33 protein-coding genes are annotated in these 25,422 nt (G+C 33.3%); 31 read left to right on the top strand and 2 right to left on the bottom strand.

Features of this window, described 5'->3' with window-relative positions; all coding sequences use genetic code 11:
* The first annotated feature begins 70 nt into the window (after positions 1-70).
* From ACJRPK_RS11775 to ACJRPK_RS11675, 21 genes are all read left to right on the top strand, one after another.
* Entirely contained in the window at positions 71-205 is a 135-nt protein-coding gene (locus ACJRPK_RS11775; RefSeq protein WP_407140256.1) for a group II intron maturase-specific domain-containing protein, read from the top strand.
* Positions 206-224: 19 nt separating this feature from the next.
* The gene (locus ACJRPK_RS11770) at positions 225-401 is read left to right on the top strand and encodes a hypothetical protein (protein WP_407140136.1); all 177 of its coding nucleotides are present in this window, start codon (positions 225-227) and stop codon (positions 399-401) included.
* A 137-nt stretch (positions 402-538) separates the two neighbouring features.
* Positions 539-1,066: a Crp/Fnr family transcriptional regulator gene (locus tag ACJRPK_RS11765; RefSeq protein ID WP_407140134.1), complete on the top strand. Its 528-nt coding sequence runs from the start codon at positions 539-541 to the stop codon at positions 1,064-1,066.
* A gap of 68 nt (positions 1,067-1,134) precedes the next feature.
* A complete protein-coding gene (locus tag ACJRPK_RS11760; RefSeq protein ID WP_407140132.1) occupies positions 1,135-1,431 on the top strand; it encodes a DUF1330 domain-containing protein in 297 nt (98 codons plus the stop codon).
* Between the two features lie 76 nt (positions 1,432-1,507).
* Positions 1,508-2,074 (top strand): Crp/Fnr family transcriptional regulator, encoded by a 567-nt coding sequence (locus tag ACJRPK_RS11755; RefSeq protein ID WP_407140130.1) that lies wholly within the window; start codon positions 1,508-1,510, stop codon positions 2,072-2,074.
* A gap of 86 nt (positions 2,075-2,160) precedes the next feature.
* Positions 2,161-3,186, top strand: a complete 1,026-nt coding sequence (locus ACJRPK_RS11750) for a Gfo/Idh/MocA family protein (protein ID WP_407140129.1) — start codon at positions 2,161-2,163, stop codon at positions 3,184-3,186.
* Between the two features lie 497 nt (positions 3,187-3,683).
* Entirely contained in the window at positions 3,684-4,013 is a 330-nt protein-coding gene (locus ACJRPK_RS11745) for an antibiotic biosynthesis monooxygenase family protein (RefSeq protein ID WP_407140127.1), read from the top strand.
* 491 nt (positions 4,014-4,504) lie between these two features.
* Positions 4,505-5,350: a helix-turn-helix domain-containing protein gene (locus ACJRPK_RS11740; RefSeq protein WP_407140125.1), complete on the top strand. Its 846-nt coding sequence runs from the start codon at positions 4,505-4,507 to the stop codon at positions 5,348-5,350.
* Between the two features lie 70 nt (positions 5,351-5,420).
* On the top strand, positions 5,421-5,840 hold the full coding sequence (locus ACJRPK_RS11735; protein WP_407140123.1) for a DUF6326 family protein: 420 nt from the start codon (positions 5,421-5,423) through the stop codon (positions 5,838-5,840).
* A gap of 554 nt (positions 5,841-6,394) precedes the next feature.
* Positions 6,395-7,627 carry a cation:proton antiporter gene (locus ACJRPK_RS11730; RefSeq protein ID WP_407140122.1) on the top strand — a complete coding sequence of 411 codons (1,233 nt, stop codon included), beginning with the start codon at positions 6,395-6,397 and terminating at the stop codon, positions 7,625-7,627.
* A gap of 214 nt (positions 7,628-7,841) precedes the next feature.
* Positions 7,842-8,462, top strand: a complete 621-nt coding sequence (locus tag ACJRPK_RS11725; protein ID WP_407140120.1) for a DJ-1/PfpI family protein — start codon at positions 7,842-7,844, stop codon at positions 8,460-8,462.
* An 87-nt stretch (positions 8,463-8,549) separates the two neighbouring features.
* The gene (locus ACJRPK_RS11720) at positions 8,550-8,783 is read left to right on the top strand and encodes a hypothetical protein (protein WP_407140118.1); all 234 of its coding nucleotides are present in this window, start codon (positions 8,550-8,552) and stop codon (positions 8,781-8,783) included.
* A 62-nt stretch (positions 8,784-8,845) separates the two neighbouring features.
* On the top strand, positions 8,846-9,901 hold the full coding sequence (locus ACJRPK_RS11715; RefSeq protein WP_407140116.1) for a serine hydrolase domain-containing protein: 1,056 nt from the start codon (positions 8,846-8,848) through the stop codon (positions 9,899-9,901).
* A gap of 339 nt (positions 9,902-10,240) precedes the next feature.
* Positions 10,241-10,714: a Crp/Fnr family transcriptional regulator gene (locus tag ACJRPK_RS11710; protein WP_407140115.1), complete on the top strand. Its 474-nt coding sequence runs from the start codon at positions 10,241-10,243 to the stop codon at positions 10,712-10,714.
* Positions 10,715-10,794: 80 nt separating this feature from the next.
* A complete protein-coding gene (locus ACJRPK_RS11705) occupies positions 10,795-11,244 on the top strand; it encodes a hypothetical protein (RefSeq protein ID WP_407140113.1) in 450 nt (149 codons plus the stop codon).
* 389 nt (positions 11,245-11,633) lie between these two features.
* Positions 11,634-11,891 carry a type II toxin-antitoxin system ParD family antitoxin gene (locus tag ACJRPK_RS11700; protein ID WP_407140111.1) on the top strand — a complete coding sequence of 86 codons (258 nt, stop codon included), beginning with the start codon at positions 11,634-11,636 and terminating at the stop codon, positions 11,889-11,891.
* On the top strand, positions 11,878-12,177 hold the full coding sequence (locus ACJRPK_RS11695) for a type II toxin-antitoxin system RelE/ParE family toxin (RefSeq protein WP_407140110.1): 300 nt from the start codon (positions 11,878-11,880) through the stop codon (positions 12,175-12,177). Before ACJRPK_RS11700 ends, ACJRPK_RS11695 begins: the two co-directional genes overlap by 14 nt.
* Before the next feature lie 1,007 nt (positions 12,178-13,184).
* The gene (locus ACJRPK_RS11690) at positions 13,185-14,132 is read left to right on the top strand and encodes a hypothetical protein (RefSeq protein WP_407140108.1); all 948 of its coding nucleotides are present in this window, start codon (positions 13,185-13,187) and stop codon (positions 14,130-14,132) included.
* A gap of 99 nt (positions 14,133-14,231) precedes the next feature.
* Positions 14,232-14,882, top strand: a complete 651-nt coding sequence (locus tag ACJRPK_RS11685) for a DNA alkylation repair protein (RefSeq protein ID WP_407140106.1) — start codon at positions 14,232-14,234, stop codon at positions 14,880-14,882.
* Between the two features lie 613 nt (positions 14,883-15,495).
* Positions 15,496-15,702 carry a hypothetical protein gene (locus ACJRPK_RS11680; RefSeq protein WP_407140104.1) on the top strand — a complete coding sequence of 69 codons (207 nt, stop codon included), beginning with the start codon at positions 15,496-15,498 and terminating at the stop codon, positions 15,700-15,702.
* 360 nt (positions 15,703-16,062) lie between these two features.
* On the top strand, positions 16,063-16,629 hold the full coding sequence (locus ACJRPK_RS11675) for a cysteine hydrolase family protein (RefSeq protein WP_407140102.1): 567 nt from the start codon (positions 16,063-16,065) through the stop codon (positions 16,627-16,629).
* A gap of 145 nt (positions 16,630-16,774) precedes the next feature.
* Here the strand turns inward: ACJRPK_RS11675 and ACJRPK_RS11670 are convergent, their stop codons facing one another.
* Positions 16,775-17,665 carry a LysR family transcriptional regulator gene (locus tag ACJRPK_RS11670; protein WP_407140100.1) on the bottom strand — a complete coding sequence of 297 codons (891 nt, stop codon included), beginning with the start codon at positions 17,663-17,665 and terminating at the stop codon, positions 16,775-16,777.
* Positions 17,666-17,800: 135 nt separating this feature from the next.
* Here ACJRPK_RS11670 and ACJRPK_RS11665 point away from each other — a divergent pair, with 135 nt between their 5' ends.
* The 8 genes from ACJRPK_RS11665 (at position 17,801) to ACJRPK_RS11630 (ending at position 23,002) form a co-directional block, all read left to right on the top strand.
* A complete protein-coding gene (locus tag ACJRPK_RS11665; protein WP_407140098.1) occupies positions 17,801-18,190 on the top strand; it encodes a nuclear transport factor 2 family protein in 390 nt (129 codons plus the stop codon).
* Positions 18,191-18,394: 204 nt separating this feature from the next.
* Positions 18,395-18,967: a sigma-70 family RNA polymerase sigma factor gene (locus tag ACJRPK_RS11660; RefSeq protein ID WP_407140096.1), complete on the top strand. Its 573-nt coding sequence runs from the start codon at positions 18,395-18,397 to the stop codon at positions 18,965-18,967.
* Positions 18,968-19,033: 66 nt separating this feature from the next.
* The gene (locus ACJRPK_RS11655; protein ID WP_407140094.1) at positions 19,034-19,522 is read left to right on the top strand and encodes a VOC family protein; all 489 of its coding nucleotides are present in this window, start codon (positions 19,034-19,036) and stop codon (positions 19,520-19,522) included.
* A gap of 323 nt (positions 19,523-19,845) precedes the next feature.
* Positions 19,846-20,970, top strand: coding sequence for a serine hydrolase domain-containing protein (locus ACJRPK_RS11650; protein ID WP_407140092.1), 1,125 nt, complete (start codon positions 19,846-19,848; stop codon positions 20,968-20,970).
* A 20-nt stretch (positions 20,971-20,990) separates the two neighbouring features.
* Positions 20,991-21,323 (top strand): DUF6249 domain-containing protein, encoded by a 333-nt coding sequence (locus tag ACJRPK_RS11645; protein ID WP_407140090.1) that lies wholly within the window; start codon positions 20,991-20,993, stop codon positions 21,321-21,323.
* Entirely contained in the window at positions 21,313-21,891 is a 579-nt protein-coding gene (locus ACJRPK_RS11640) for an RNA polymerase sigma factor (protein WP_407140089.1), read from the top strand. Before ACJRPK_RS11645 ends, ACJRPK_RS11640 begins: the two co-directional genes overlap by 11 nt.
* Positions 21,888-22,193, top strand: a complete 306-nt coding sequence (locus tag ACJRPK_RS11635) for a hypothetical protein (RefSeq protein ID WP_407140087.1) — start codon at positions 21,888-21,890, stop codon at positions 22,191-22,193. Before ACJRPK_RS11640 ends, ACJRPK_RS11635 begins: the two co-directional genes overlap by 4 nt.
* Positions 22,194-22,453: 260 nt before the next feature.
* Positions 22,454-23,002 (top strand): DUF7010 family protein, encoded by a 549-nt coding sequence (locus tag ACJRPK_RS11630; protein ID WP_407140085.1) that lies wholly within the window; start codon positions 22,454-22,456, stop codon positions 23,000-23,002.
* Between the two features lie 95 nt (positions 23,003-23,097).
* Here the strand turns inward: ACJRPK_RS11630 and ACJRPK_RS11625 are convergent, their stop codons facing one another.
* Positions 23,098-23,460 (bottom strand): winged helix-turn-helix transcriptional regulator, encoded by a 363-nt coding sequence (locus ACJRPK_RS11625; protein WP_407140083.1) that lies wholly within the window; start codon positions 23,458-23,460, stop codon positions 23,098-23,100.
* Between the two features lie 98 nt (positions 23,461-23,558).
* On the opposite strand from ACJRPK_RS11625, the gene ACJRPK_RS11620 reads away from it, so the two are divergent.
* Together ACJRPK_RS11620 and ACJRPK_RS11615 are read left to right on the top strand one after the other, a co-directional pair.
* Positions 23,559-24,545, top strand: a complete 987-nt coding sequence (locus tag ACJRPK_RS11620) for a zinc-dependent alcohol dehydrogenase family protein (protein ID WP_407140081.1) — start codon at positions 23,559-23,561, stop codon at positions 24,543-24,545.
* Positions 24,546-24,556: 11 nt separating this feature from the next.
* The gene (locus tag ACJRPK_RS11615; RefSeq protein WP_407140079.1) at positions 24,557-25,420 is read left to right on the top strand and encodes a DUF4437 domain-containing protein; all 864 of its coding nucleotides are present in this window, start codon (positions 24,557-24,559) and stop codon (positions 25,418-25,420) included.
* Positions 25,421-25,422: the final 2 nt, after the last annotated feature.

The raw sequence follows: 25,422 nt of genomic DNA, 5'->3' as shown, positions 1-25,422 counted from the left end.
TTTTGAGTTTCGTGTGATCCGATCCAAGTTCAGTTGGAACAAGAAAAATTATACCAATGTTCGTCCTAGTATGCGATCCCGAAGTAAGCTATTTGCTAAACTAGGGGAATTGTTCAACAAGCGACGCCATTGGAGTATAGCATGGATTGTTTGGAAACTGAATCAAACACTGATCGGATGGTTAAATTACTTTTTCGATAACTAAAACCACTCATATCTGGGAAATGGTGAAGATCATCAAGAAATATCTGGATTACAAGCTTTATAAATGGATGCGAGCAAAAGGAGGAAAAGCGCATCGGGTGCTCCGCCAGCGTCCCTATGACACCTTAGTTATATGTTATAAACTATTGGATATAGAAAAGTATGCTCGCTTGAAAACACTTTCGAAAGCGCAATGAGGAATGCTATAGGTAAGCCGTATGAGCGAAAAGTTCACGTACGGTTTGATGAAGAGGGCACTGATAGTTCTAGAATATTTATATCTTTAACAGATACAAATGGGAGTAGGACTATCAGGCTCTATTCTACGCATTAATTGAAATCACAATTGAACAAAGTATTAGAATTAGGATATAAAGAAGTTTACAAAAAAAGAACTCATTTGCTACGTGAAGGATACTCAGCTAACGATTTATTCTACATTGAAAAAGGATTGGTTAGAGTATATTACTTGAAAGGTGGAAAAGAAATAACTGATTGGTTTGGAACAAGTAACACATATTTGACTTCCATAAGTGGGTTTTACCAAAATAAAAAAAGTACGCAGTACATTGAGACTATTGAAGATTCAATAATCCATACCATAAAAAAGAGTGAGATTGAAAAAGAATGTATGAATAAACCTGAAATAGAAAGAGATTATCGACAAATAATAGTTAATCATTTAGTGAGGTTGCAGGAAAGAATTACCGCGTTACAATTCTATTCTGCCTCAGAAAGATATGACCTATTGTTAAAAAAAAATCCTTATGTGATTAAGCGAGCTTCTCGAACAGATATAGCTTCTTATCTAGGGATTTCATTAGAGACCTTAAGTAGAGTAAGTAGCAATGTAATTATTTGACATTTGTCAAAGTTTTTGATGACATCATATCTGAATTTTGTGGATTATAACCATAAAATTTTAAAAAGATGTACAAAGTAATTTTAATTATCGTGGCAACAATTAATCCAAATGAAAAAGAAGCTTTAAATTATTACTTGAAACAGATGAATATTCTATATGAGCAAGTGGGAGCACAATCAATTGGCAAGTATATAGTTTCAGAATCTTTAATAGGAACAGATAGCCCTAATCTAGTTTCAATAATAGAATTCCGGAATAAAGAAGCTTTAGAAAAAGTGTTTAAAAGTGAAAAATATAAAACTTTAAAACCGTATCGAGAAAAGGCTTTTCTACAAGTCGAAGCTCACTTAAGTAAAGAATAATAATAACACTGTATAAAGGGCATTAAAACGCCCTTTCTACTTACTTTTATGCAAAACCTAAAATATAGTACTAAAATTGAGCATTAAATTAAGAAAACATATTGAAGAGATAACACCAATTACCGATTCGGAATTTGAATATGTTCTTGCTCATTTCGAATTAAAGAAATTAAGAAAGCATCAGTTCCTTATTCAGAGTGAAAACCTGGTAACAGACGACCATTTTGTTATAAGCGGACTTTTAAAAGTCTACTATACAAATGACGAGGGAAAGGAACACATCCTTCAATTCGCAATGGAAAATTGGTGGGTAACCGACTATCAAGCCTTCTTCAAAAAAATAAAGGCGACAACCAATGCTGATTGTTTAGAAGATTGTGAAGTTTTATGCATTTCATTAGAAAATAGAAATAAACTCTGTGCTGAACTTCAAAAAATAGAACACTTTTTCAGGATTAAATCTCACCTTGGATATGTTGCTCTGCAACAAAGAATATTATCCCTTTTAGACAAAAATGCCAAAACTCGTTATGATGAATTTGTAACGAACTATCCATCTTTATTGCAACGTGTTCCAAAGGCGATTATAGCTTCTTATCTAGGCGTAACAAGAGAAACACTAAGTCGCTTGCCCAAAATGTGATTTACATCACTAAAAATCTGTGATGTATGTCCTTTTGAACCTGCTTTTCTATTTTGAACTTTGCCTCAGAAATAAAAACAGAAAAAATGAAATCATCAAAATCGTTAAGAATAGGTATAGTGGGGACAGGTATGATATCCAATATAATTGCACAAGCAATTAATATTTCTAAAAATGCCAAAATTGCTTCTGTGTCAAGTCGTAGTATTGAAAATGCTGAGTCATTTGCTAAAAATCACACTATTGAAAGGACTTTTAGTGACTGGAATACTATGTTACAATGGGACGGCATTGATGCAGTCTATATTGGAGTACCGACAATTGCTAAAGAAGATATTGCCATAATGGCTGCAAAAAACGGAAAGCATATTCTTGCTGACAAACCCTTTTTAAATTTTGAATCTTTAAAACGGATAACCAATGCATCACGAAATAATAATGTGGTATTCATGGATGCAACGCATTTTGTGCATCATCCAAGAACACAAAATATTAAAGCTAAATTATCTGAACAAATTGGGAGCCCTCAAGCGGTTCGTACTTCTTTCTTCTTTCCTTTTTTAGATAGAACCAACATACGCTACAACACAGACCTTGAGCCTACAGGAGCTATTGGAGATATGGCTTGGTATTCTGCAAGGGCTATTGTAGAATACATGCCAAACGCTAAAAAAATCAAAGACATAAAATCTTTCGTACAACGAGACCCAAAGACGAATGCCATCTTTAGAGGTGCAGGAGTTATTATTTTTGAAGATGAGTCTACCTCTAACTGGGATATCGGCTATAATGCAGGAGTTTGCATAATGGACTTGGATATTCTCGGTACAGATGGTCAAATAAGTATAGACGATTTTGTACTTGATTGGGCAAAGGGTTTCGCCTTTAACGATGAGAGTCATAAAGTAGGATATACTTTAAGAAAAGGTATGGCAACGCCAAAAGAGTTTAAATTTATTGAAACACACAGTCAAAAAGCACAGACCACTCTTATGATTGAAAATTTCACGCAACTACTAGATGAAAATAATAAGGAAGTAATTGAGAATACCAGAATAAAATCTGAGCAAACACAACAACTCTTAGATGCAATTTGGAACAGCATAGAATAGAACCCAGGTTAATAAAACTAGGAGTGAAGTTAAAAAATCAGGCTTTGGCAGGAGCGTTTAGCCATTGACCAAAAACTGGCAACGACATCATCCAAAATTTGCCAATGGTATTGAAAAAGCTAAATTTGTAGAGTAGAAAATAAGGGAATCTGTTGGTAACAAGAATGTGAGAAAATAGCACCAAAATAACTAAGCTTTCATGCAGTGTTAACTAAACTGGGCCTTTTTAACGAACAATACTATATTACTAATCAAAAGGTCATAGTCTATTTGAAAAGTCGCCAAATCTTTTGATTTACGACTTCGTTTTTGTTTTATATTTTGGTAGCCGTAGTGCTTCGGTGGGTATTAAAAGAGAAAAATTAAAACAAAATAAAAAGATTTGGCTTGTGGATAAACCGGTAATAAACACTTATTTTCAGTCCAACTTACCTTATATTTAACTTGTGTAAAGGATGTTCCTTAATGAATATACTTGAACTAAATAAGGACTTTAAATGAAACATATAAGTGTAATAAACTCGATAGAAGTACCGGAGGGATTTGAAGAAGAAGCAATTAAAGTAAGAGATATTTATATTAAATATTTTAAAACTAAACCGGGATTTGTTAGCTCAACCTTTTATCGAACGATTAACAACTATAACAAATTCAATTTTGTCAATATAGTTGTTTGGGAATCATATGAATCGTTTCTAGCCGTTGTAAATAGTGGGTTTGAGAATCAAGAAGGATTGAATGAAGACAATACGAAAATGTTAGGGAAAGGCTTTCCGCATCCAATAAAAGTTTCACCAGGTCAATTCAAAATCATCAGAAACGACTAAAAAGCAGATTACAATGTATCCTATGAAAAGTCTTTTTCTAAATCCTAGATCTTCAAAATACACTATTTTGTTATTCTAATTTGCTAGTACTAATGGTTTTAACCATAAACTTTTAGTTACCTGGCTATTGACTAGTATAAGTTTTAACTGCATAAAAGAAAAATATGTTACTATTGAACCTATAGGAAATGGGCTTTGAGAAGTCTTTTTTAGAAATGTATTTTTAGGTTTCTTTGATGAGAGACATCTTAGAAATAAACAACAATCGACAAGACTAGAAACTATTGTAGTACAAACACCTAATCTGTAACTTGTGTAAAGGATGTCCCTTAACGAACAATCCTCACAGAGCCCAAAAATTCTTCAGTACGTACGCTAACGAAAAATTGAGTAAATTGAGATTGAAAATTTAATAAAATGATAAAAAAATTGAACAATCATAAGTTTATGATTTTTAGTAACATAATTTTACATTAGTCAGAATTTGAACGATGAACAAAAAAGAAATTTTACTTTTTGAAATACCGTTGTTTACAAAAGTTCAAACCAAAACACCTTCAAAAGAACCGATAGACCTTCCAGCGGATGCTTGCTTTGCCTATATCCTACAAGGTGATAATCAAGTATTTTCGACCAAGGAAAATATTATAGCATCCAAAGGAAAAATTATTCTCTCGCTTTGCGGACTGACACTTGGACAAATGCTCTCAGATTTATCTCAAGGCTATTTACACGTTATAATTATCCACTTTAATTACAACCTACTACAAAAGGTTTTTGAAGGCAATAAACCAGAGCTTTGGAAAGAAATTGAAACACCCGTAACGAAATTTGTTGTTCAAAAATCAGCAAGCAATTTAATACAAGGCTATATCGAGAATATCGAAAATCTGTTTTCAAATAAAGATGCATTAAATGCAAGCTTGCTTACATTAAAACTTCGAGAAATCATTACTCTGCTTTTACAGACTGAAAACGGTGATGACATTCGCAAAATAATAAACAGTCTTTTTTCAGAGAGAAAGTTTTCATTTAAGGAATTGGTTGACGCACATATTGACAACACACAATCTTTAGAAAATCTTGCAACAGTAACCAACACCTCACTATCTACCTTCAAAAGAAAATTTAAAGAAGTTTATGGTACAACACCAGCAAAATATCAAATTAAACGTAATACCGAAAAAGTGGCTGAATTATTAAGGGTGTCTGATAAATCCATAAGTGAAATAGGTTATGAATGTGGTTTTAGTAGTCCGTCACATTTATCAAGGTCTTTTAAAGATAGGTTTGGACTAACCCCAACCAATTACAGATTGAGCTTATCAGACAAGTAATTGAACTTTTCAGTAAACGACTTATTTCAATCTTTACCCAACTTTGCTTTTGATTTAAAAAGCGAAGAAAATGATAAAACTAAACAATGTTACCGAGTTTGATAGAAATATTTTACTATCTACTCTATGGGTTTTCATATTGATTAATATGGTGTACGCCGACATCATAGGAATGTTACGGCCAGGATATTTAGAATTACTTGAACGGATGAGCAAGGAATTGAATTCAGCAACTGTCCTTACTTTCTCTATCCTAATGGAAATCCCGATAATGATGATTTTACTGTCACGGATTTTACCCAGAACATCTAACAGAATCATGAATTTCGTAGCCGTACCAATTACAATCACCTATGTAATTTTTGGAGGTCTCGAAAATCCGCCAATTTCATACTTGTTTTTCGGGACGGTTGAAATTTTAGCAATGTTATTAATATTGGGAATTACTTGTAAATGGAAAAAAGATATTTCAAGTAGTGAAAACTATTAAAAACTGTGCCAACAATGTATCCTATGTAAAACCTTTTTCTAAGGCATAGTCTAAAAATACGATATTTTATTATTTTAATTATCTCATACTAATGGTTTTATATGGTTGGATTGTAGGTAACGCCATTAAAGCGTTGTCAATATTTCAACGATAGCCTTTTAGTAACTCTGGATCCATGCGATTTATAAGGATCTTTCTGAAGAAATATGCCTTCCTTTCTTTTGTACCTTATTCGTCGGAGGCAAGAGCATCATTATGATTATGATTGGCAAACAAGGCAACTTGCTATAAAATGTGATAACCTATAGTTGGATTTCACTTAAGATGTTTAGTTGTCTCTTTCTGTGCCAAAAATATTTTCCAGTTTTTAGGCTTGTATGTTTATTGACCTCCTCCCATAATTAGATACAAGTCATACTTAGAGAGTCTGGGTTTTTTAGCATGAATAGCTCTTATACTATTGAAATTAGAATAAGCAGTTAGATTAAAGCACATTTATTCGGTGGCAATGTGCTAAATTTGTAAGTAACTCTGATGCGATGAATAAATATTATATGATTTTGTTAATAGTGGGCATGACATCGCTCTTTGCAAGTTTTCTGCCCATTCTATTAAAGAAATTTAAGATCAGTTTTACCATACCATTATTGTTTCTTGGAGCTATTTTATTTCTGCTCAATACACCTTTACCATGGCCAGATCCTACATGGCCTTTGGATTTTGCCCTTCATTTTACCGAATTGGTAGTGGTTATCAGTCTTATGGTCGCGGGTTTAAAAATCGGCCTTAACTATTCCTGGAAAGAATGGCGAAATCCGCTTAGATTATTAATTATTATGATGCCGTTATATATCGTCATTGTATTTGTGATTTCATACTATTTTTTGGATCTCGATGGTCCGGTAGCTTTACTCTTGGCAACCATTTTAGCACCTACAGATCCAGCGCTGGCTTCAGAAATTCAGTTGAACAAAAAACAGACCGTTGCTAGCAAAAATGTCGGTGTACAGTATAACCTTACCGCAGAAGCCGGACTCAACGATGGGATGGCTTTTCCGTTTGTCTTCTTGGCCATTTTGTGGTCTAAAAATGAAACGATGGGTTTCGACCAGTGGGCAGAATGGATTGGTTTTTATGTGATTTATAAAGTTGTGGTAGGTGTGCTTGTAGGTATGATTTTAGGTTATTCATACAGCTTTGTCACCCATAAACTAAGTGATGTAAACGAACGTCGGATACATCCAGCCTTTGTCGCGCTATCGTTAACATTTATATCTTACGGACTGGCTGAAATCCTCAATTCGTACGGATTTTTGAGCGTGTTCTTTGCTGGACTTTTTGCGAACTACAAAAAACACCGAGAAAATAAGACTACTAAAAGTGACCCAAGTTTATATTTTATATCCAATACAGAAAAATTCCTAATTATCTTTTGGATGGTCTTTTTCGGAGGTTCAATCGTTGCCGGCATTCTGGAATTTAACACAACGAATTCAGTAATCTTAAGTGTAGTCCTTGTATTTCTGTTAAGACCGTTATTAGGTTTTGTGAGCCTTTTGAAAACAAACCTAAGCAAAAGGAAGAAATTGGCTATATCGTTTTTTGGAATCCGCGGAGTTGGCTCTGTATTCTACCTTACTTATGGTATCAAACATGGTAATTTTGAAGACGTTAACAATCTTTATTCTATTGTAGCGTTGGTAATTTTGATCTCAATTTTTTTACATGGACTTACTGCGAAACGTGTGATGGAAAAATTAGAAGATGCCACAACCGAACGTGAATAGCTCCTATATTATTTATTTTTGGTGTTGAGACATGTTTCTATTGACCATATAGGAAATGGGATTTGGAAAGTCATTTTTAGAAATGTATTTTTAAGTTTCTTTGATGAGCGACATTTTAGGAATAAACAACAATCGACAAGGTTAGAAACTACTTTAGCGTAACGTTTAATCTTAAACTTGTACAAAGAATGTCCCTTAACGAATTTAAGAATAAATGAAAATTGCATATATATTATTTGACGGTATCACTCTTTTAGATTTTATTGGTTTTTATGACCCTATAAAGAATATAAAAACAAAAGGGTTTATGGAAAACCTAAATTGGCATTTATGTGCTACTAAAAAATCGATAATGGATAGTTTTGGACTAGAAATTATTGTGGATAAAATTAAACCTGATTTATCGGTTTATGATATGATAGTTGTGCCTGGTGGATATGGAACAAGAGAACTTCAACACAATATAGAATTCATTGAATGGTTGAGAACTGGAGAAAATGTTGATTATATAGTTTCAATCTGTACAGGTAGCTTATTAATAGGTTCAGCTGGATTTTTAAAAAATAAAACAGCAACTACTAACTTCAACGAATATAAATCATTAGAAAAGTATTGCGAAAAAGTTGCTCAAGCAAGAATTGTTGATGACAATAATACCATAACAGCTGGAGCAGTCGCATCTTCTTTGGATTTGGGCTTATACGTATCTAAAAAACTTATTGGTAAAGAAAAAACCGAAGAAATACGAATTGGAATGGACTATCATCCGGAAAAATTTGAAATAATTACTATAATTAGCACGGTATCCTATGAAAAGCCCTTTCCGAGATCTTAAAAATACGATATTTAGTTTTCCTCTTTCCGTGCCAAAAGTATTTTCGAGTTTTTAGGCTTATATGTTATACTCTTTACTAACTATTCCTTGCTAATAAGAAACGTCTGTACGTACTATTTGGTGGATGCTACTCAGGAGTTTCCTGGCTACCTTAAACAAATATATGTATCAGCAGCATTAAAAGAAAAACATGTTGCTATTGACCATATAGGAAATGAGATTTGGAAAGTCATTTTTAGCAATGTATTTTTAGGTTTCTTTGATGAGAGACATCTTAGAAATAAACAACAATTGACAAGGTTAGAAACTAATTTAGTGTAACCTCTAATCTTTGACTTGTGTAAAGGATGTCCCTTAACGAACATTATAAAAAACCAAAAACATTGAGAAATAACGTTATAAAAATTGTTCTGGTACTTGTCACTTTTTCGGGAATTGGCTGTAAAAAAAATAAAGAAATCAACAAGATAAGCACAGAGGGAGTTGTTGAATACTTTGCTAATGAATTTTTGGACGACAACAGAATTCATTCGATTTCAATTGCACTTTATAATAATGGAAACGAATCAACATTTCATTTTGGAGAGCAAAATCCAAACAAGAAAAATCCACCAACGGACGCTACGCTTTATGAATTAGCTTCTGTAACTAAAACCTTTACCGGAACAATGGTCGCTAAAGCTGTTCTTGATGGCAAAATTTCGCTTGATGATGATATTAGGGATTATTTGCCTCAAGAATATCCCAATTTCCAATATAAAAGTGAAAAAGTAACTATTAAAAATATCATTACACACACAGGAGGTTTCCCTAATTTCCCACCTGCTGGAGAAAACAAGAAAGCATTTTGGAATGGATTACATCAAGTAGAAATTAGTTCTAAACCTGGAACGGAATTCCACTATTCCAACACAGCACCTGAAATAACTGCATACATTCTTGAAAAAGCTTATGAAATTCCATACCAAGAACTTATTGAGGAATATATCTTAAAACCGAACCAGATGATAGACACCAAGTTCGTCCTCGATGCAAAAGATAAAAATTTGTTGATACAAGGCTATAATGGTGAGAAAGAACCGCAAAAGCATTATCAAAGCAATCTTTGGGGCGGAATTGCAGGAATTCACTCAAACACAAGTGATTTAATGAAGTATATCAAATATCATTTGAATGAATCAATACCAGAAATTGAAGAATCTCATAAGAATTTCTTCAGTACCCAATACGATTTTGATATAGGGTATCATTGGAATATCGTAAAAATAGAGAATGAAGTTTGCTATCGTCACCATGGCGGCATTTGGGGAATGCAGAATTGGCTTATGGTATTTCCAAAATCTAACATTGGGATTGCTGTTTTATCAAACGCAAGTTTTGAAGGCATAGATGATAAACTTGAAAAATTAGCTCTGAATATTAAAAGGGGAATAAAATAACTGCAAACAATTACACCACATATATGCGGACGGTACGACCGAGCATAAAGGCGGTGTTAACAAAACTAGATCTTTTTAATGAACAATACTATAGTACTAATCAAAAGGTCATAGTCTATTTGCTAAGTCGCCAAATCTTTTGATTTACGACTTCGTTTTTATTTTATATTTTGGTAGCAGTAGTCCTTCGGTGGGTATTATAAGAGAAAGATTAAAACAAAATAAAAAGATTTGGCTTGTGGCTAAACCGGTAATGAAAACTTATTTTCAGCCCAACTTACCTTATATTTAACTTGTGTAAAGGATGTCCCTTAACGAACATTAGGAAAATCAAATTCTGTGAAGGAAATAACTATCAAAAAGGGTGAAATAATTCAAAGAAGCGGAGAATTTGACACAAAAGTGTACCATGTCAAAACTGGGATCTTACGTAGCTACTCAATTGACCATAATGGCAAAGAAAATATTTTCATGTTTGCACCTGAAGGATGGGTAATTGCAGACACATGTGAACCTGAATCAAAGTCAATTCTTTTTATAGATGCACTAGAAGATTCGACAGTAGTTGTTTTACAGAAAGATATTGAAAGGGAAAAACAGAATGTAGGAGCACTCACAAAAAGATTGAATGCATTACAAAAACGTATTTTGATGCTTATCAGTACAAACGCCATTGAACGTTATGAATACTTCATTAAGACATATCCACATATAGCACGGCGTGTTCCTCAACATATGATTGCATCATATATAGGTGTTAATCCTGAAACTCTAAGTGCCGCTAAGGCAAAACGCTTGAAAAAAGACGGTTAGTTCTTTTCTTATGAAATCATAATGCACAGGTTTTCTAACAAACTTAATTTTACATTTCAATAGAACAAAATCATACGGAAATGAAAAAATTATTAAAAATATCCGCAGTACTCTGGATTGTTTGGGGCTTAGTCCACATTTTCGCAGGAGTAATGACAATGAGAAGAATTTTAACGGGTGATATTTCTGCCTCAGTTGCTGGAATTGCTGACGCAGTTGAACCAAGTCTGTTGCAAATGGACTATTCAGAAGCGTCAGGAGCAATTCTTAGTCAACACGGATTCAACCTTTTTTGGATTGGAATTTTTACTTTTATTGGAGCATTTTATATCTGGAAGGGCAACAAAATAGCTATAATTTTTACAGCTATTGTTGGCGGATTAACAGATTTAGGTTACTTCATATTTATAGATTTAGGTGGTTTTGCAAACTTTGTTCCCGGAACAATTATGACGATAGTTTCTACAACAGCAATAATTCTGAGTTTATACGTCTATTTCAACACACGAAATCAACTAACGACGAAATAAAAACTATTACCAACAATGTTTCCTATATAAAGCTGTTTCCTAAATCCTACATCTTCAAAATATAACATTTTGTTATTCTAATTATTTTGAAATATTGGTTTTGACCATAGCCTTTTGGTTTCCTGGCTACCTTAAACAAATATATGTATCAGCAGCATTAAAGAAAAACATGTTGCTATTGACCATATAGGAAATGAGATTTGGAAAGTCATTTTTAGGTTTCTTTGATGAGAGACATCTTAGAAATAAACAACAATTGACAAGGTTAGAAACTAATTTAGTGTAACCTCTAATCTTTGACTTGTGTAAAGGATGTCCCTTAACGAACATTAAAGAAAACCTTACTTTTATACCAATTTTTGGTATATTTGAAAAAAATTAGTTTTCTAATGAACAAAAACACATCAATATCACTCGGAAATTATTTTGACCAATTCGTTCAAAGCCGAATAAGTGAAGGAAGGTTTAAAAATGTTAGCGAAGTCATTCGTGCTGGATTAAGACTTTTAGAGGAAGAAGAAAATAAAGTAATTGCTTTGAAAAATGCAATACAAGAAGGAATTGACAGCGGAATAGCTCACGAATTTGACCCAAAACAACATCTTGAATCGCTAAAAGCGAAAAAGCACTCGAATGGCTCAATATAAGTTGACGAACAAAGCTGTAGAGGATTTATCAAAAATTTGGGATTATACGTTTGAGGTTTGGTCAGAACAACAAGCGGATAAATATTACGATGGACTAGTTTCTAATTGTCAAGAAATTGCAGAAAATCCAGATTTTGGAAAAAACTATGAAGGAATATCAAAGCAACTTCTCGGAGTTAAGGCAAATCGACATATAATTTTCTACAGAACTCTGAATAAAAACTATGTTGAGATTACGAGAATATTACACGAACGAATAGATTTAAAAAAAAGAATAGGGGAATAGAAAAAACATTGCCCAACAAGTTGGTAATAGTTGCACAAGCCCTTAAAAAAATAAGATCGGTGTAAAATCTTGAGTCTACAACCTAGTTTTCTAAAACGATATATTAATAGCTTCATCAATACAAATTTCTTTAAATGCTTTATTTCAGGCCTTAGAGGGCATTCTAATCGAAAAATCTGGGCTAAATACACTCCCGCCATACTTATTGGATTTTTCTTGATGAATTCTAAGTACCTCTTCAAAGTATATGCGTTAGCGGATAGATGCATATACTTAATAGCTTGTTTTAGACCTATAGTATTGATTTTAATTAAACCATAAATTGTGAGAGTGTCCCACAGACCGGGTCAACTGTACTCTGTCGTTTGCCTTTCTTATAGCTGCCCTGTGGGTTATGCACTCTTTTTATATTTCGCTCGTATTCTTCTCGGTAATAGGTAACGCTAAACTTTTGCTCTTGTACGTTTTTGTCCAAACAGGATGTTCGTAATTGGGAAACCTACGTGGACAGCCTTTCTCGCTTTGTATTCCTACTTTTTAGTGCCTCATTTGTCGGAGGCGATAGCATGATTATAATTGACAAACAAGGCAACTTCCTATAAAATGTGATAACCTGTATTTAAATTTCACCTACGATGTTTAGTTGTCCTCTTTCTGTGCCAAAAGTATTTTCGAGTCTTTAGGTTTTTATGTTATACTCTTAACTGACTATTCCTTTCTGATGAGTAATTTATTTGCTTACTTCAGAATGCATACGACTCAGTAGTTTCCTGGCTACCTTGGACAAATATATGTATCAACTGCATTAAATTAAAAAATGTGCTATTGACCATATAGGAAATGGGATTTGGAAAGTCTTTTTTAGAAATGTAATTTTAGGTTTCTTTGATGAGAGACATCTTAAAAATAAACAACAATCGACAAGGTTAGAAACTACTTTGGTGTAACCTCTAATCTTTGACTTGTGTAAAGGATGTCCCTTAACGAACATTAGAATAAAAAAACAAATGAATAAAAAGTTTTTTCTATTATACGTAATTGGACTTAACCTAATTTTACTAGGCTGTAAACAACCTAATACTAATCCATCGTATTTAGATCAATCTCCACCTACTGCTAAACCAAAATTATTTGCACCGTCAATAGTAAACACTGACAGCATTGAAATTAATTCGGTATTTAATTCTTCTTTAACCGAAATGTTTTTCACCAGAATTATTAATAAAAAATTTGTTATCCATCATTCCGAATTTATTGGTGGTAATTGGAATTCACCAAAACCTATACAAATGTTTGCTGATCAAGAAAAAGAGTCGGTTGCAATTGACCCTTCAATCAGTCAAGACGGAAATACTATGTACTTTCTTGGTATTAGTCCAGAAGACCGATTGAAAAAGTCTAAACCGGACATTTATAAAAGTCAAAAAATTGATGGTAAATGGCAATTAGCCACAAAGGTTGAACACCCCATATCAACTCAGGAATATGCAGAATCATACCCTGTTGTAGTTGCAGACGGAAGCTTATATTTTACATCTGATAGACCTGGTAGTTTGGGTGAAAGAGATATTTATCGTGCTCAATATTTAGGAGAGGGGAAGTTTGACGCTCCGATAAATATTGGTCCCGAAGTAAATTCTGAAAAAGGAGAAAGAAGTACGTATGTTTCACCTGATGAAAGCTTCTTAATAACTGCCAATACCTATTCTGAAGAAAAGGGGTTTGCAGTATCGTTCAAAAAAAATGGTAAATGGCAAAGACCTTCTTTTTTTAACCTTGGAGAGAATATTGAGGAAGATTGGATTTATTTTTGTCCCTATATGTCTCCTGATAATAAATATTTTTTCTTCTCCAAAAGATATAGTACTCCCACAAATAGTGGATGGAAAGGAGTGACGAATGGGGAAGTGTATTGGGTTAGTTCAAATGAGATTTTTAAACATAAGTTAAAATAAACAATTGCTAACAATCGATAGGAGAGTCATGGCTCCCATGGGGTTGCTACGATGCATACCGGAACCGTTGTGTGTAATTTAGGAATAATCAAGAACGAAATGAAACTATCGTCAAAAGCACAAAAAATATTTAGCGAAATCGACAATGAAACAACAAAGCTGGGAGACTTGAGAAAAATCGCAAAAGAAATTAAAAAAGACCACGCTTTGGCTATGGAACTTTGGACAACTGAAGAATTTTTGCCTCGTCAGTTAGCAATTCTGATAATGGACAAAAAACATCTAAATCAAGAAGTAATTGACCAACTTGACAATGATATTCAGAAACACGACTTTGATGAGCGAAATCATTTGATAGATTGGTTAATGGCTAATCAATTATCTAAAGACAAAAAGATAATTCCTCTTATGGAGACGTGGAAAAATAGTTCTTCTAAACTACAAAGGAGAGTATTTTGGTATTATCAAGCAAGATTGAGATGGATGGGAAATACAAGCCAATCCAATACAGAGGAACTGTTAGATTCAATTGAGAAAAATCTTATGAAAGAAGAGCCTGAAGTCCAATGGGCAATGAATTATACGGCTGGTCAAATAGGGAAATGGCAAGAAAAGTATCGTGATAGATGTATTTTGATTGGAGAAAAAACGGGTCTTTACAAAGACGAAATGGTAGCAAAGAATTGTGTCCCAAATTATCTTCCTAAATTCATACCAATAGAAGTTGCCAAATTAAAAAAGTCCAAATAATACTAGAAATAACTACACACAATAACTGCTATAGTTCATTGCGACGGAATTTCCTCTCAGAAATTCCTGTGTGTTTACTAACTTTGGTTTACGGCGGAATAATTCTGTCGAACCATTCCGCTACGAAGCCATAGCCAAGGCCAATAGCAACCATTTCGATAAAATATATAATTATCAATTTAAAAATAAATCAGTAAAGGGTAAAAAAGACAATCCAATACTTATTAAATTATTGGACATATGGAATAATAGTGGGTACTGAAAACCAAAAGACACTCTAATATACCCATAAATTAAAGCACTCATCAATTGGGGTAAAGTAAGTATAGGAAGTAAAAGAATATTCGCCCAGTTTAATTCGTACTTCGATATATGTATCCAAGCAAAAAACACACAAGAGATATAATAAATACTTCGAAAGTGTAGGTTCCAAAATTTAATCAATTGCTCCTTTAATGGTTTAATATTGATTACAGAATAAAGAACTATTCCCAATAAAAATGAGATAATTATCCTTATTAAAAAACTTTCATCTATACTGCTAATTTTGGTATGGAAAATAAATTTAGTTACTATATAATAGCAGAGTACACTTGACGATAAACCCAAATAAATGGGTTTAAATTTTAATGAAAGTCTGAATGCAACTTCTTCAACCAATGGAAGAATCACTCCGCCCACTAATAAAAAAACCAGTGGTGTAAAGCGTTCAGACATATTTACTTTTTGTATATTTTCTGGGTCATATACCATGGCAAAAAATTACACAACCGGTATTAAGAATATTAACTTCAAAAAGTACAGTCCAATAGTATCATAAATTTTAAACTTCACTGATTTTTCGAGAGTTTTCTCAATTCTGGGATTTTTAATAAAACTTACAATTTCTTTGAATATCAAGAAGTAATATTGGGGCTTAATCAAAGGGTATTTCATACGTATCCGTTTTATCGGAAGACGACTTACAATGCTATTTGTTACTAATCGGACGTTTATACTTCTTAGAATGATAAAAGTTTAGCAAATAACGATATGTATAATTCGTAGCTAATGAGAGCCTACCTACGATAATCCCGCTGGAATTTTCTATCTGTGATTTTTCACTAACTTTAATGCTTAAACACGCAACGAATTCATGCACGAGATCTTTGTGTATCATTAAAATTGAATAAAATTTGAAATGAATTTAAAAGAAAAAAATCCTGCACTCATCTTAGTTGATGTGCAAAAAGCTTTTTCGGATGAAGACTATTGGGGTGGAAGCAGAAACAATAAAAATGCGGAAATAGTTTGCGGAAAAATATTAAGTAAATGGCGTAAACTGAATTTGCCTGTTTTTCACATAAGACACAGCTCCACAAACCCTGAATCTAAACTCAATGAGCAAAACATAGGTTTTGAATTTAATGATAATGTTTTACCTAAAGAAAACGAATCGATAATAACAAAAAATGTAAATAGTGCTTTTATTGGGACTAATTTAAAAGAGCAATTGGATGAAATGAGAATTACAAGCTTGGTAATAGTTGGAATCACAACCAATCATTGCGTTTCAACTACAACTCGAATGGCAGGAAATTATGGTTATGAAACATATTTGATTTCAGATGCTACTGTAGCTTTTGACCTAGTTGGAATTAATGGGGAAAAATATGATTCTGAAACAATACATCTTACCACACTTGCGAGCTTGAACAAAGAGTTTGCCACTGTTTGGAATTCGGCAAAATTGATGAATGAAATATAAAATACCACATAACAATGCACAGGCTCTATTAAGGCGGATCTGAACTCACTCAGGATTTCACACATTGGTGCTTAATTGAAAATAAAAAAAATTAAACCATTGACTAACGGTTATACGAGAATATTAGCTACAAGCTGAAAGCCTCTCAAACCTTCGAAAAATCATCTTCAAAATTTGAAATAAAGTCATTAATATACTTCTTTGATTTATCGATTTTACGGAAAACTAAATGATGTATTCTTTTCAATCCACATCTGCTAATTCGTTTAAAAATTAAATCGTCAGACAATTTAAAGGACTTTAATGCCCATTTAGGCATACACATTATTCCCATATTTGCATCGACCATTTCTAAGGCAACCTCGGTAAGAGGAATAGCGGAAATCTTGTGTGGATTAATTTTATACGGTTTTAAAAATTGATCATATACCGAGACTGTTTCCAAAGGAAAAGAATGGATTATCAAATGTGACTTTGAAAAATCATTTGCATCTAAAAAATCAGTTTTATTTAAAGGGTTTTCTCTATGCATTATTGCAAAAATCTCGTCTTCGTAAATTTCTATACTTGATAAAGTTTCATTTTCAGGTTTTGTAGTAACTATAGCTATATCAATTTCGTTAGATAAAATTTTTGGTATTGGTTGGTGTGTTGCTTCAAGAATTAAATCAACATTAATATCAGGATATAAAAGCCCCATTTTCTGTATAAAAGAAGAAAGACCCTGATAGAAACTATAACATGCAGTACTCACTTTGATAGTGCCAACAGAACCAGTTCGCAACTCTTCAATGTTTTGAAAACCTTTTTCAATACTTTCAAGAATTGTATTCCCCAATTTATATAATTCGACTCCTTCGTCTGTCAATTCCCATTTATTTCGAGTTCTATGAAAGACCTTAAATCCCAATCTTTCTTCCAGTTCTCTTAATTGATGACTCAAAGCCGATTGAGTTAAAAATAATTTTTCAGCAGAATTAGCAATACTACCTTCTTCTGCAATAGTTTTTATAAGTCTAAAATATTTAATTTCCATAAGTAGCAAAATTAACAATTTGTAATTATAGTGAAGTTGAGAAAATTTCAGCTATAAATTTAAAAAGCTCAATTTCTAGATTAAAAATAATACAATAGTCAAACTAATTTTGACATAAAATAAATTTTAGAAATTATGCAAAAACAAAAAATGAACTCAACTACCGATTTACTAAGTGCTGTACAAACTTACTTCGATGCCCTTTATTATTGTGATACTGAAATGCTAGACAAAATATTTCATAAAAACTCTAGTTTATTTGATGTCGATGAAGGAAAGGTTTTCGTTGAACCCATTGATAGTTTTAGCAAAGATGTTGGAGGAAGAGTATCGCCTGCGAGCAAAGGGCAAGAACCTGAAGCAGAAATTTTGTTGATTGATTGGTTATCACCATCTTGTGCCACTGTAAAAATAAGAATCAGGGCCCATAATAATGTATTTGTAGACCATCTTGGCTTTGTTAATGGAGAAGATGGATGGCAGATAGTTTCCAAAATATGGCATTTGGAAAAAATAATAAACTAAACTCCCTGTAACTTTCCATTAAAGCTGAACTGTTTAAAAGTAGAATAAAAATCTTAATTTTAAACAGTATGAGAAAGAGTAAATTCAAACCACAGCAAATCGTAAAAATTTTAAAAGCGTTTGATAACGGTTAATCGGTTGAACAAATAAAAAGGTTGGGCACGTATTGAAACATCGAGTTTACAAAGATATCAAATTGAAAAAATGGAAATTACAGAATACAAACAAGTGTGGAGTATATGGAATAAATCTAAAGAGAAATTGTATGGATATGTCTTATCACGATTTGGAAATACAGACCTTGCAGAAGAAGTTACGCAAGAAGTATTATTAAAAATTCACAAATCATGTTGTTCACAGCACGAAATAAACAATTTAAACTCCTGGTTATATCAAATTGCACATAATGCATCCTTAGATATTCTAAAAAAAGAAGCAAAAAAAAGAGAATTGATTGGAATAGATGGGGATCAAGAAAATTTAAACAAATGGGAAGAGTTATCATTGTTTTTAGAACCTCTTGTAGATTTTTTGCCTAAAAAATATGCGGTTCCTTTAAAGATGGCAGATTTTGAAGGGATTTCTCAAAAACAAATTGCTGTTAAACTAGGGCTTGGACTTAGTGCAACTAAAAGTAGAATACAGCGAGCTCGGGTATTGTTAAAACAAGAAATTATAACCTGCTATCATCTGGAAACAGACAAAAATGGCGTTCCCATACATATCGATCTAAAGGATACTTGTAAACCACTTATAGCTTTGAAGAAAAAAAAATAGAATTTTTTGCGTCTTTTTATTACAACTGAAGTCTTGACATAAATAGTAATCATTAAAACAATAAAAATGAGAAGATTTCATGTTCACGTAAGAGTAAAAAATTTGAAAGAGAGTATAAATTTTTACAACGCTTTATTTGGTAAAACCGTCACATTGGTGAAACCTGATTATGCTAAATGGATGTTAGATGATCCAAGCATTAATTTTGCGATATCAACAGGTCACAAGGAAACAGGTATAGAGCATCTAGGACTTCAATTAGATACTGCAGAAGAGTTACAAGTTGTATATTCTAATATGGAAAAAGCAAAAGGAGAAATATTTGAAGAGGGAGATTGTACCTGTTGTTATTCTAAAAGTCAAAAGTCATGGATAACAGATCCACAAGGAGTTGATTGGGAAGCGTTTTACACACATGGCACCGCAACAGTTTATGGAGAAGGAATTAATGCCAGACCAGCACCGGAGGTAATGAATGAATGGGAAGGAAATGATGGAATTAATGCAACCATGGATCAAACAAGTGAAACTTGCGATGGAAGTTGTTCAATATAAATAGAGTAGTAACATCAGAAATCAGCCGGTACGCTTATATAAAAACAATAGCGGTTTTGTGTAAATACAAGAACCGCTATTATTTTTTAATTTAGTAGGTTACCATTTGCAAACCTAGATTTAATCTATAAAAGCTTGTTTGCTACTCTCTATGGATTTTATAAGAACCGTACGTTTTAAGTGGCTTTTTGATCCTATAAAAGAACCTTAAAAAACTCTACTAACAAAAAATTGAGTTCATTATGTAACATTTTTCCGAGTCATCTTGTCCAATTAATAGGAGCGCTCAATACATAAAGTATTCACAATTAAAATTGACAAAGATGAACCCATTACCAATCCTAATGAAAAATTCTATAGTGTTACTGTTTTGCACAGCATTAGCTTTTAATTCTTATGCCCAATCAAATAAGAAAATGATTACCGCAGTTAATGGAAATAAAACTTCTTCAACTACACTTGACGCAAAAATTGATAGTATCCTTAGAGCAGTAAATATGCCCGGGTTATCCATCGCCATAGTCAATGACTCTGAAATAGTGTATCATAATACCTTTGGAGTTATAAATACCGAAACCAAAAAACCAGTAACTAAAAGAACTCTATTTGAAGGAGCTTCTCTAAGTAAACCCATTTTTGCTTATTTCGTTATGAGGATGGTAGAGAAAGGAATACTAGATTTGGATAAGCCACTTCATGAATATTTGCCTCATTCAGGTATTGCAGAAACCTCAAAAGAAGAATATAAATTGATAACAGCACGCATGGTGTTATCGCATCAAACCGGTTTTCCTAATCATGCAGAGGGTAGTGATATAAAGCTCGCTTTTACACCCGGTACTGATTTTATGTACTCCGGCGAAGCATTTCAATACTTAGCAATAGTAATTGGTGAATTAAATGACATTGGTTATAAAAGCGACCTCAATGCACTTTTTCAAAAAGAAGTTACACGACCGTTACGTATGTCTCACAGTACTTTTGTATGGGATGACTATTTAGCAGAACACAAATCTTTTGGTCACAATAAAGATGGTAAACCTACTCAGAAGCATCCATCCCAAGGCGGCTGGTGGAATGGTAAAACCTTTAATGCCTTTTCAAGTTTACATAGCGAAGCAAAAGAATATGCCCAATTTTTAGTCGCATTGTTGCAACAAGAAGGTTTGAAAAATGAAACATTTTCCGAAATGTTTAAGGAACATACGCACTTCAAGGATGACAACCCATTAAAAAAACAAATAGGGCAGACTGGATGGGGATTGGGAATGGCGCAAAAGCCGACTAAATATGGAACGATGCATATGCATACGGGTAATAATCACGACTTTCAATCCTATATGATGATTTTACCAAAAAAAGAATTTGGAATCGTTTTCTTTACCAATAGCAATAAAGCATTACCTTTTATTCAAGGATTTAATACGGTAATAGAGAATATTTTTTAATGAAATAATATAGAACAGTGATGAACACAACAACTCAAGAGGTCATTTTCGGGATTACATTTTTTGCTCTCATCATTTCGGTAATTTATATCATTGCCCGATACACCTACTTAATTCGAAAGGCAATGGCAGAGAACGGTATGCAAACCTCAAAAACTATTATAAAAAATAGGTTTATTCACGTGGGGGGCATCTTAATAGGTCTTGGTTTGGGGCTAATGACATCATCATTATTCACCTTAATGGAGCTTAATGAGGACACCGCAGATTTGCTGATATGGGGAACGATTGTACTGTTTGGTGGTTTAGGCCTAATTGTCGCACATCATTTGGAAGATAAGTTTGGGCAATAGAAAAGAAGATAAAGAAAACGAACTTATAATCAGGGCACGAAACGGCGATTCAAAAGCCTTCCGCACTTTGGTGGATATTCATAAGGACAAGTCTTTATCCTTAGCTTTATCTATCATTAAGAATAAATCATTGGCAGAAGATATTCTTCAAGAGGTATTTATCAAAGTTCATAGAAACCTTGGAAGGTTTAAGTTTAAATCTAAATTTTCAACTTGGCTGTATAAAATAGTAGTCAATACCTGTAATAATGAACTGAGAAGACACAAAAATAATATTTCAATCGAAGAAAGTGAGGTTGTAATAAATCTATCCACAAAAAGGAAAGATAATCAAATCCTACTATTGCAAGACCAAAAAGAGTATATCCAGAAAGCAATGGAACAGCTGAAAATGGATGAAGCTCTGGTAATAAGACTTTTTTACCTTTGTGAAATGAGTCTAAAAGAAATCGAAATAATTACAAAATTTAGCACCTCAAAAATACGGGTAGATTTACATCGGGGCCGTAAAAATTTACACTTAATACTTAAACAGCTGCTTGGGGATGAAATTGATAATTTACTATGAACGATAAAGATATCAAAAAACTTATAGAAAAGAGTGAAGTAGCTACAAGTGTTGACTTTACCGATAAGGTAATGCAGAAGATTGAAACTCAAAATGTTTTACCGAGCTCAATCACCATCTGGTCATTACGTCAAATAATTGTTGGGTTTATACTGGTAACAGTAATTTCTATTTATTTGATCCATCATTTTTTAGGACTTAAAATTTTAGCTGGCAATGTTGCAGTTCCATTTTTTTGGACGTTACTTTTACTAATGGGTTTAAACTATTTGCTAACAATTACCAGATATAAAAAATTATAAGACCGACTTATTTAGATTATTGGATTCGTTTGCATAGTATAGACATAAAATGCAAGTCGTGGTTGGCAACTTCAAGGTATACGGTCAAATACACTGCAGATTCTAACACCTATTACAAAACGCATTTATTGAGGGAATCTTTTTTTTACACTACGTACTACTACCCATTCAACTGAAAAAACGTAACTTTTGATCCTCAACGAATTGCTATAAGAACCCATTGCGTTGAAAAAACCCGTACTAAAAAAATAAGTTAAATTATGCTGGATATACCTTTTAAAGACTTACAAAAAGATATGCGTGATGCCTACGTAGGAGGCGGAACAGGTGTTTTAGCCTCAAGTATTGTATGGATTGTCTCAGGAATAGTTGCAGTTTATGCAACTAAAGAAATGAGTATTTTAACTTTCTTTCTAGGTGGTATGCTGATCTACCCTTTAGGAATGATTTCTACAAAGCTATTCAATAGAACAGGTAAGCACCAAAAAAATAATCCTCTCGCTTTTTTGGCTTTCGAAAGTACCATAATTTTGTTTATTGGTCTATTCATGGCGTATGCGATCTTCCAAATAGAAAAACAATGGTTTTTTCCAGTAATGCTTATGATAATTGGTGCAAGGTATTTGGTGTTCCAATCAATTTACGGAATGAAAATATATTGGCTATTGGGACTTGTATTGACAGCATCAGGAATAATATGTTTGATTTCTAATCAACCATTTCAAATAGGTGGAATAGTAGGCGGAGTCGTTGAAGTCATTTTTGGGGGATTGATCATTCAATTAGATAGAAAATCTAATCAAAGTTGAATCCCAAAGAGCACAGGGAGCTAACTAATTTACTGTGGAAGCCTAATTTTAAACTTGTGTAAAGGATGTCTCCTACCGAACGGCTGCACTGAATATCATATCGATTTTGAATATTTTTCAACCACAGAATCGCCCCAATCCGCAATGGATTGAATTAACGGAATTAAAGTCTTTCCAAAATCAGTTAGAGAATATTCAACTTTTAAAGGGGGTTTAGAAGTAAAGACGGTTCTTTTAATTAAACCATCTTCTTCTAAAGCCTTTAGTTGAAGGCTCAAGGTTCTTTCAGTTACGGTTGGCATTGATTTTCTCAATTCGTTATATCTCAATTTTTCATTCATCAAATGAAAGAGGATAACTGTTTTCCATTTCCCACCAATAATTCCCATTGTTAAACTTGCACAACAAGGATATGCATTCCCTCTGAATTCAAGCATTTTTGGTTCCGCTGTTTTCATATATTTTATACTATCATTTTTGACCGTTATTGCAAAGATAGAATACTATACTTAAGTTTGCAACTATAAAATATATAGTAATTAAAAATCAGTACATTATGAAAGCAATGAGTATCAATGAATATGGGGAAAACGCAAGCTTTGAGTCAAGAGAAATAGAAAATCCAACGCTTAAAAGTGGCCAGGTATTGGTAAGGATTTCTGCATCTAGTATCAATACAGTAGATACAATGATTAGAAATATGGGAAACGATTTACCCTTTGCACCAGCAACACCAGCAATACTGGGAATGGACTTTGCGGGTACAATTGAAAAAATAGGAGCAGGCGTTACTGAATTTTCGGTGGGAGATGAAGTCTATGGTTGTGCAGGGGGACTTTCAGAATTACAAGGAACATTGGCGGACTATATAGCTGCTGATAGTAAATTGATTGCAAGAAAACCAAATAACCTGACAATGAAAGAAGCTGCGGCGCTGCCTTTGGTAGGTATAACTGCTTACGAAGGTCTAATTCGAGCAAACATTAAAGGTGGTCAAAAAGTTTTGGTGCACGGCGGAACAGGTGGAGTTGGGCACGTAGCTGTACAATTGGCCAAATATTTCGGAGCAGATGTATATGCAACAGTTGGCGGAGAAAAACAAATGCAAGTTGTGGAAGATTATGGTGCAAAAGCCATAAATTATAAAACAGAACAAGTAGAAGATTACGTCAATAAACATACAAATGGCGTAGGATTCGATATTGTGTTTGATTCCGTAGGAGGAGAAAATATGCTTAAATCTTTTGAAGCAGCAGCTCTTAATGGTCAAGTGGCAACAACAGTGTCTTTATGTGAACTTGATTTAACTACAATGCACTTTAAAGGGCTATCGCTACATGTTGTATTTATGTTGATACCTATGTTACACAATTTCAAAAGAGAACAACACGGAGAAATTTTACGCAACATCGCAAAAATTGCTGAGGCAGGAGCATTGAAACCCTTATTAGACGAACAACAATTTTCTTTAGATACTGTCCAAGATGCTTACGCCAGACTTGAAAGCAAAAAAGCAATAGGAAAAGTAGTAGTTGAAAACTAAAAAATAATGTTATGACTTTAAGATTTCCATACATAGCACTAATTGTATCATTTTTGTTTTTAATCTCCTGTAAAGATGATAGACAGCTAAAAAATGAAGCTGAAAACAATAATTTTGAGCAGGTAGAAAATCCAACAAACAAAGTTCTGTTGAGTAGCGAAATTATATGGGAAAAATTAAATCCTGCAAGAGGAGATCAAAGTCCACAAGCGGGAACCATTTGGGGTGATAGAAAGGATGAAGTTGCCACTGGATTTTTGGCAAAGTTTGTTGACGGATTTTCATCACCACCACATATTCACAATGTAACGTACCGAGCTGTAGTTATTAAAGGAAGTATTCATAATGACGATCCACAGGCTGAAACTATGTGGATGAAACCAGGTAGTTTTTGGACACAACCCAAAGGAGAATCGCATATTACTGCTGCCAAAGGTGAAGAAAATATAGCATTAGTTGAAATAGATAAAGGACCGTATTTAGTGCAACCAATAGAGGAAGCGTACGACAACGGAGAGCGACCAATTAACATTAATGCCTCAAATGTAGTTTGGCTAAACAGTAAACATACAACTTGGATTGATTCTAATAGTAAAGCTGAACTAAGTTTTCTATGGGAAGCCAAGGACTCAAAAGGACTTTTTGTTAAACTTCCAAAAACATTTAGTGGAACCCTACAATCAGATGGAACGGTTTTACATTCGGTCGTAATTGAGGGTGAATTGAACTATACACTCCCTCAAAATCAAGAAACAAAAATATTAGACGCTGGTAGTTATTTTAGTTCAACTAACAAAGCAATTCATTCAATTTCAACTTCAAAAAATGACGTTATCCTTTACATAAGAACAAATGGAAGTATAAAAATTAATTAACT

Source organism: Aquimarina sp. 2-A2 (genome assembly GCF_045505135.1).
Lineage (GTDB): Bacteria > Bacteroidota > Bacteroidia > Flavobacteriales > Flavobacteriaceae > Aquimarina > Aquimarina intermedia.
Note: the sequence above shows the minus strand (reverse complement) of the source record. Positions and strands in the feature narration are given on the sequence as shown.

Excerpts from the sequence above, each read along its gene's own strand:
- ACJRPK_RS11775 (WP_407140256.1), top strand. The coding sequence starts at position 71 with ATGCGATCCCGAAGTAAGCTATTTGCTAAACTAGGGGAATTGTTCAAC.
- ACJRPK_RS11770 (WP_407140136.1), top strand. The coding sequence starts at position 225 with ATGGTGAAGATCATCAAGAAATATCTGGATTACAAGCTTTATAAATGG.
- ACJRPK_RS11760 (WP_407140132.1), top strand. The coding sequence starts at position 1,135 with ATGTACAAAGTAATTTTAATTATCGTGGCAACAATTAATCCAAATGAA.
- ACJRPK_RS11750 (WP_407140129.1), top strand. The coding sequence starts at position 2,161 with ATGAAATCATCAAAATCGTTAAGAATAGGTATAGTGGGGACAGGTATG.
- ACJRPK_RS11745 (WP_407140127.1), top strand. The coding sequence starts at position 3,684 with ATGAAACATATAAGTGTAATAAACTCGATAGAAGTACCGGAGGGATTT.
- ACJRPK_RS11740 (WP_407140125.1), top strand. The coding sequence starts at position 4,505 with ATGAACAAAAAAGAAATTTTACTTTTTGAAATACCGTTGTTTACAAAA.
- ACJRPK_RS11735 (WP_407140123.1), top strand. The coding sequence starts at position 5,421 with ATGATAAAACTAAACAATGTTACCGAGTTTGATAGAAATATTTTACTA.
- ACJRPK_RS11730 (WP_407140122.1), top strand. The coding sequence starts at position 6,395 with ATGATTTTGTTAATAGTGGGCATGACATCGCTCTTTGCAAGTTTTCTG.
- ACJRPK_RS11725 (WP_407140120.1), top strand. The coding sequence starts at position 7,842 with ATGAAAATTGCATATATATTATTTGACGGTATCACTCTTTTAGATTTT.
- ACJRPK_RS11705 (WP_407140113.1), top strand. The coding sequence starts at position 10,795 with ATGAAAAAATTATTAAAAATATCCGCAGTACTCTGGATTGTTTGGGGC.
- ACJRPK_RS11700 (WP_407140111.1), top strand. The coding sequence starts at position 11,634 with ATGAACAAAAACACATCAATATCACTCGGAAATTATTTTGACCAATTC.
- ACJRPK_RS11695 (WP_407140110.1), top strand. The coding sequence starts at position 11,878 with ATGGCTCAATATAAGTTGACGAACAAAGCTGTAGAGGATTTATCAAAA.
- ACJRPK_RS11690 (WP_407140108.1), top strand. The coding sequence starts at position 13,185 with ATGAATAAAAAGTTTTTTCTATTATACGTAATTGGACTTAACCTAATT.
- ACJRPK_RS11685 (WP_407140106.1), top strand. The coding sequence starts at position 14,232 with ATGAAACTATCGTCAAAAGCACAAAAAATATTTAGCGAAATCGACAAT.
- ACJRPK_RS11680 (WP_407140104.1), top strand. The coding sequence starts at position 15,496 with ATGGGTTTAAATTTTAATGAAAGTCTGAATGCAACTTCTTCAACCAAT.
- ACJRPK_RS11675 (WP_407140102.1), top strand. The coding sequence starts at position 16,063 with ATGAATTTAAAAGAAAAAAATCCTGCACTCATCTTAGTTGATGTGCAA.
- ACJRPK_RS11670 (WP_407140100.1), bottom strand. The coding sequence starts at position 17,665 with ATGGAAATTAAATATTTTAGACTTATAAAAACTATTGCAGAAGAAGGT.
- ACJRPK_RS11665 (WP_407140098.1), top strand. The coding sequence starts at position 17,801 with ATGCAAAAACAAAAAATGAACTCAACTACCGATTTACTAAGTGCTGTA.
- ACJRPK_RS11660 (WP_407140096.1), top strand. The coding sequence starts at position 18,395 with ATGGAAATTACAGAATACAAACAAGTGTGGAGTATATGGAATAAATCT.
- ACJRPK_RS11655 (WP_407140094.1), top strand. The coding sequence starts at position 19,034 with ATGAGAAGATTTCATGTTCACGTAAGAGTAAAAAATTTGAAAGAGAGT.
- ACJRPK_RS11650 (WP_407140092.1), top strand. The coding sequence starts at position 19,846 with ATGAACCCATTACCAATCCTAATGAAAAATTCTATAGTGTTACTGTTT.
- ACJRPK_RS11645 (WP_407140090.1), top strand. The coding sequence starts at position 20,991 with ATGAACACAACAACTCAAGAGGTCATTTTCGGGATTACATTTTTTGCT.
- ACJRPK_RS11635 (WP_407140087.1), top strand. The coding sequence starts at position 21,888 with ATGAACGATAAAGATATCAAAAAACTTATAGAAAAGAGTGAAGTAGCT.
- ACJRPK_RS11630 (WP_407140085.1), top strand. The coding sequence starts at position 22,454 with ATGCTGGATATACCTTTTAAAGACTTACAAAAAGATATGCGTGATGCC.
- ACJRPK_RS11625 (WP_407140083.1), bottom strand. The coding sequence starts at position 23,460 with ATGAAAACAGCGGAACCAAAAATGCTTGAATTCAGAGGGAATGCATAT.
- ACJRPK_RS11620 (WP_407140081.1), top strand. The coding sequence starts at position 23,559 with ATGAAAGCAATGAGTATCAATGAATATGGGGAAAACGCAAGCTTTGAG.
- ACJRPK_RS11615 (WP_407140079.1), top strand. The coding sequence starts at position 24,557 with ATGACTTTAAGATTTCCATACATAGCACTAATTGTATCATTTTTGTTT.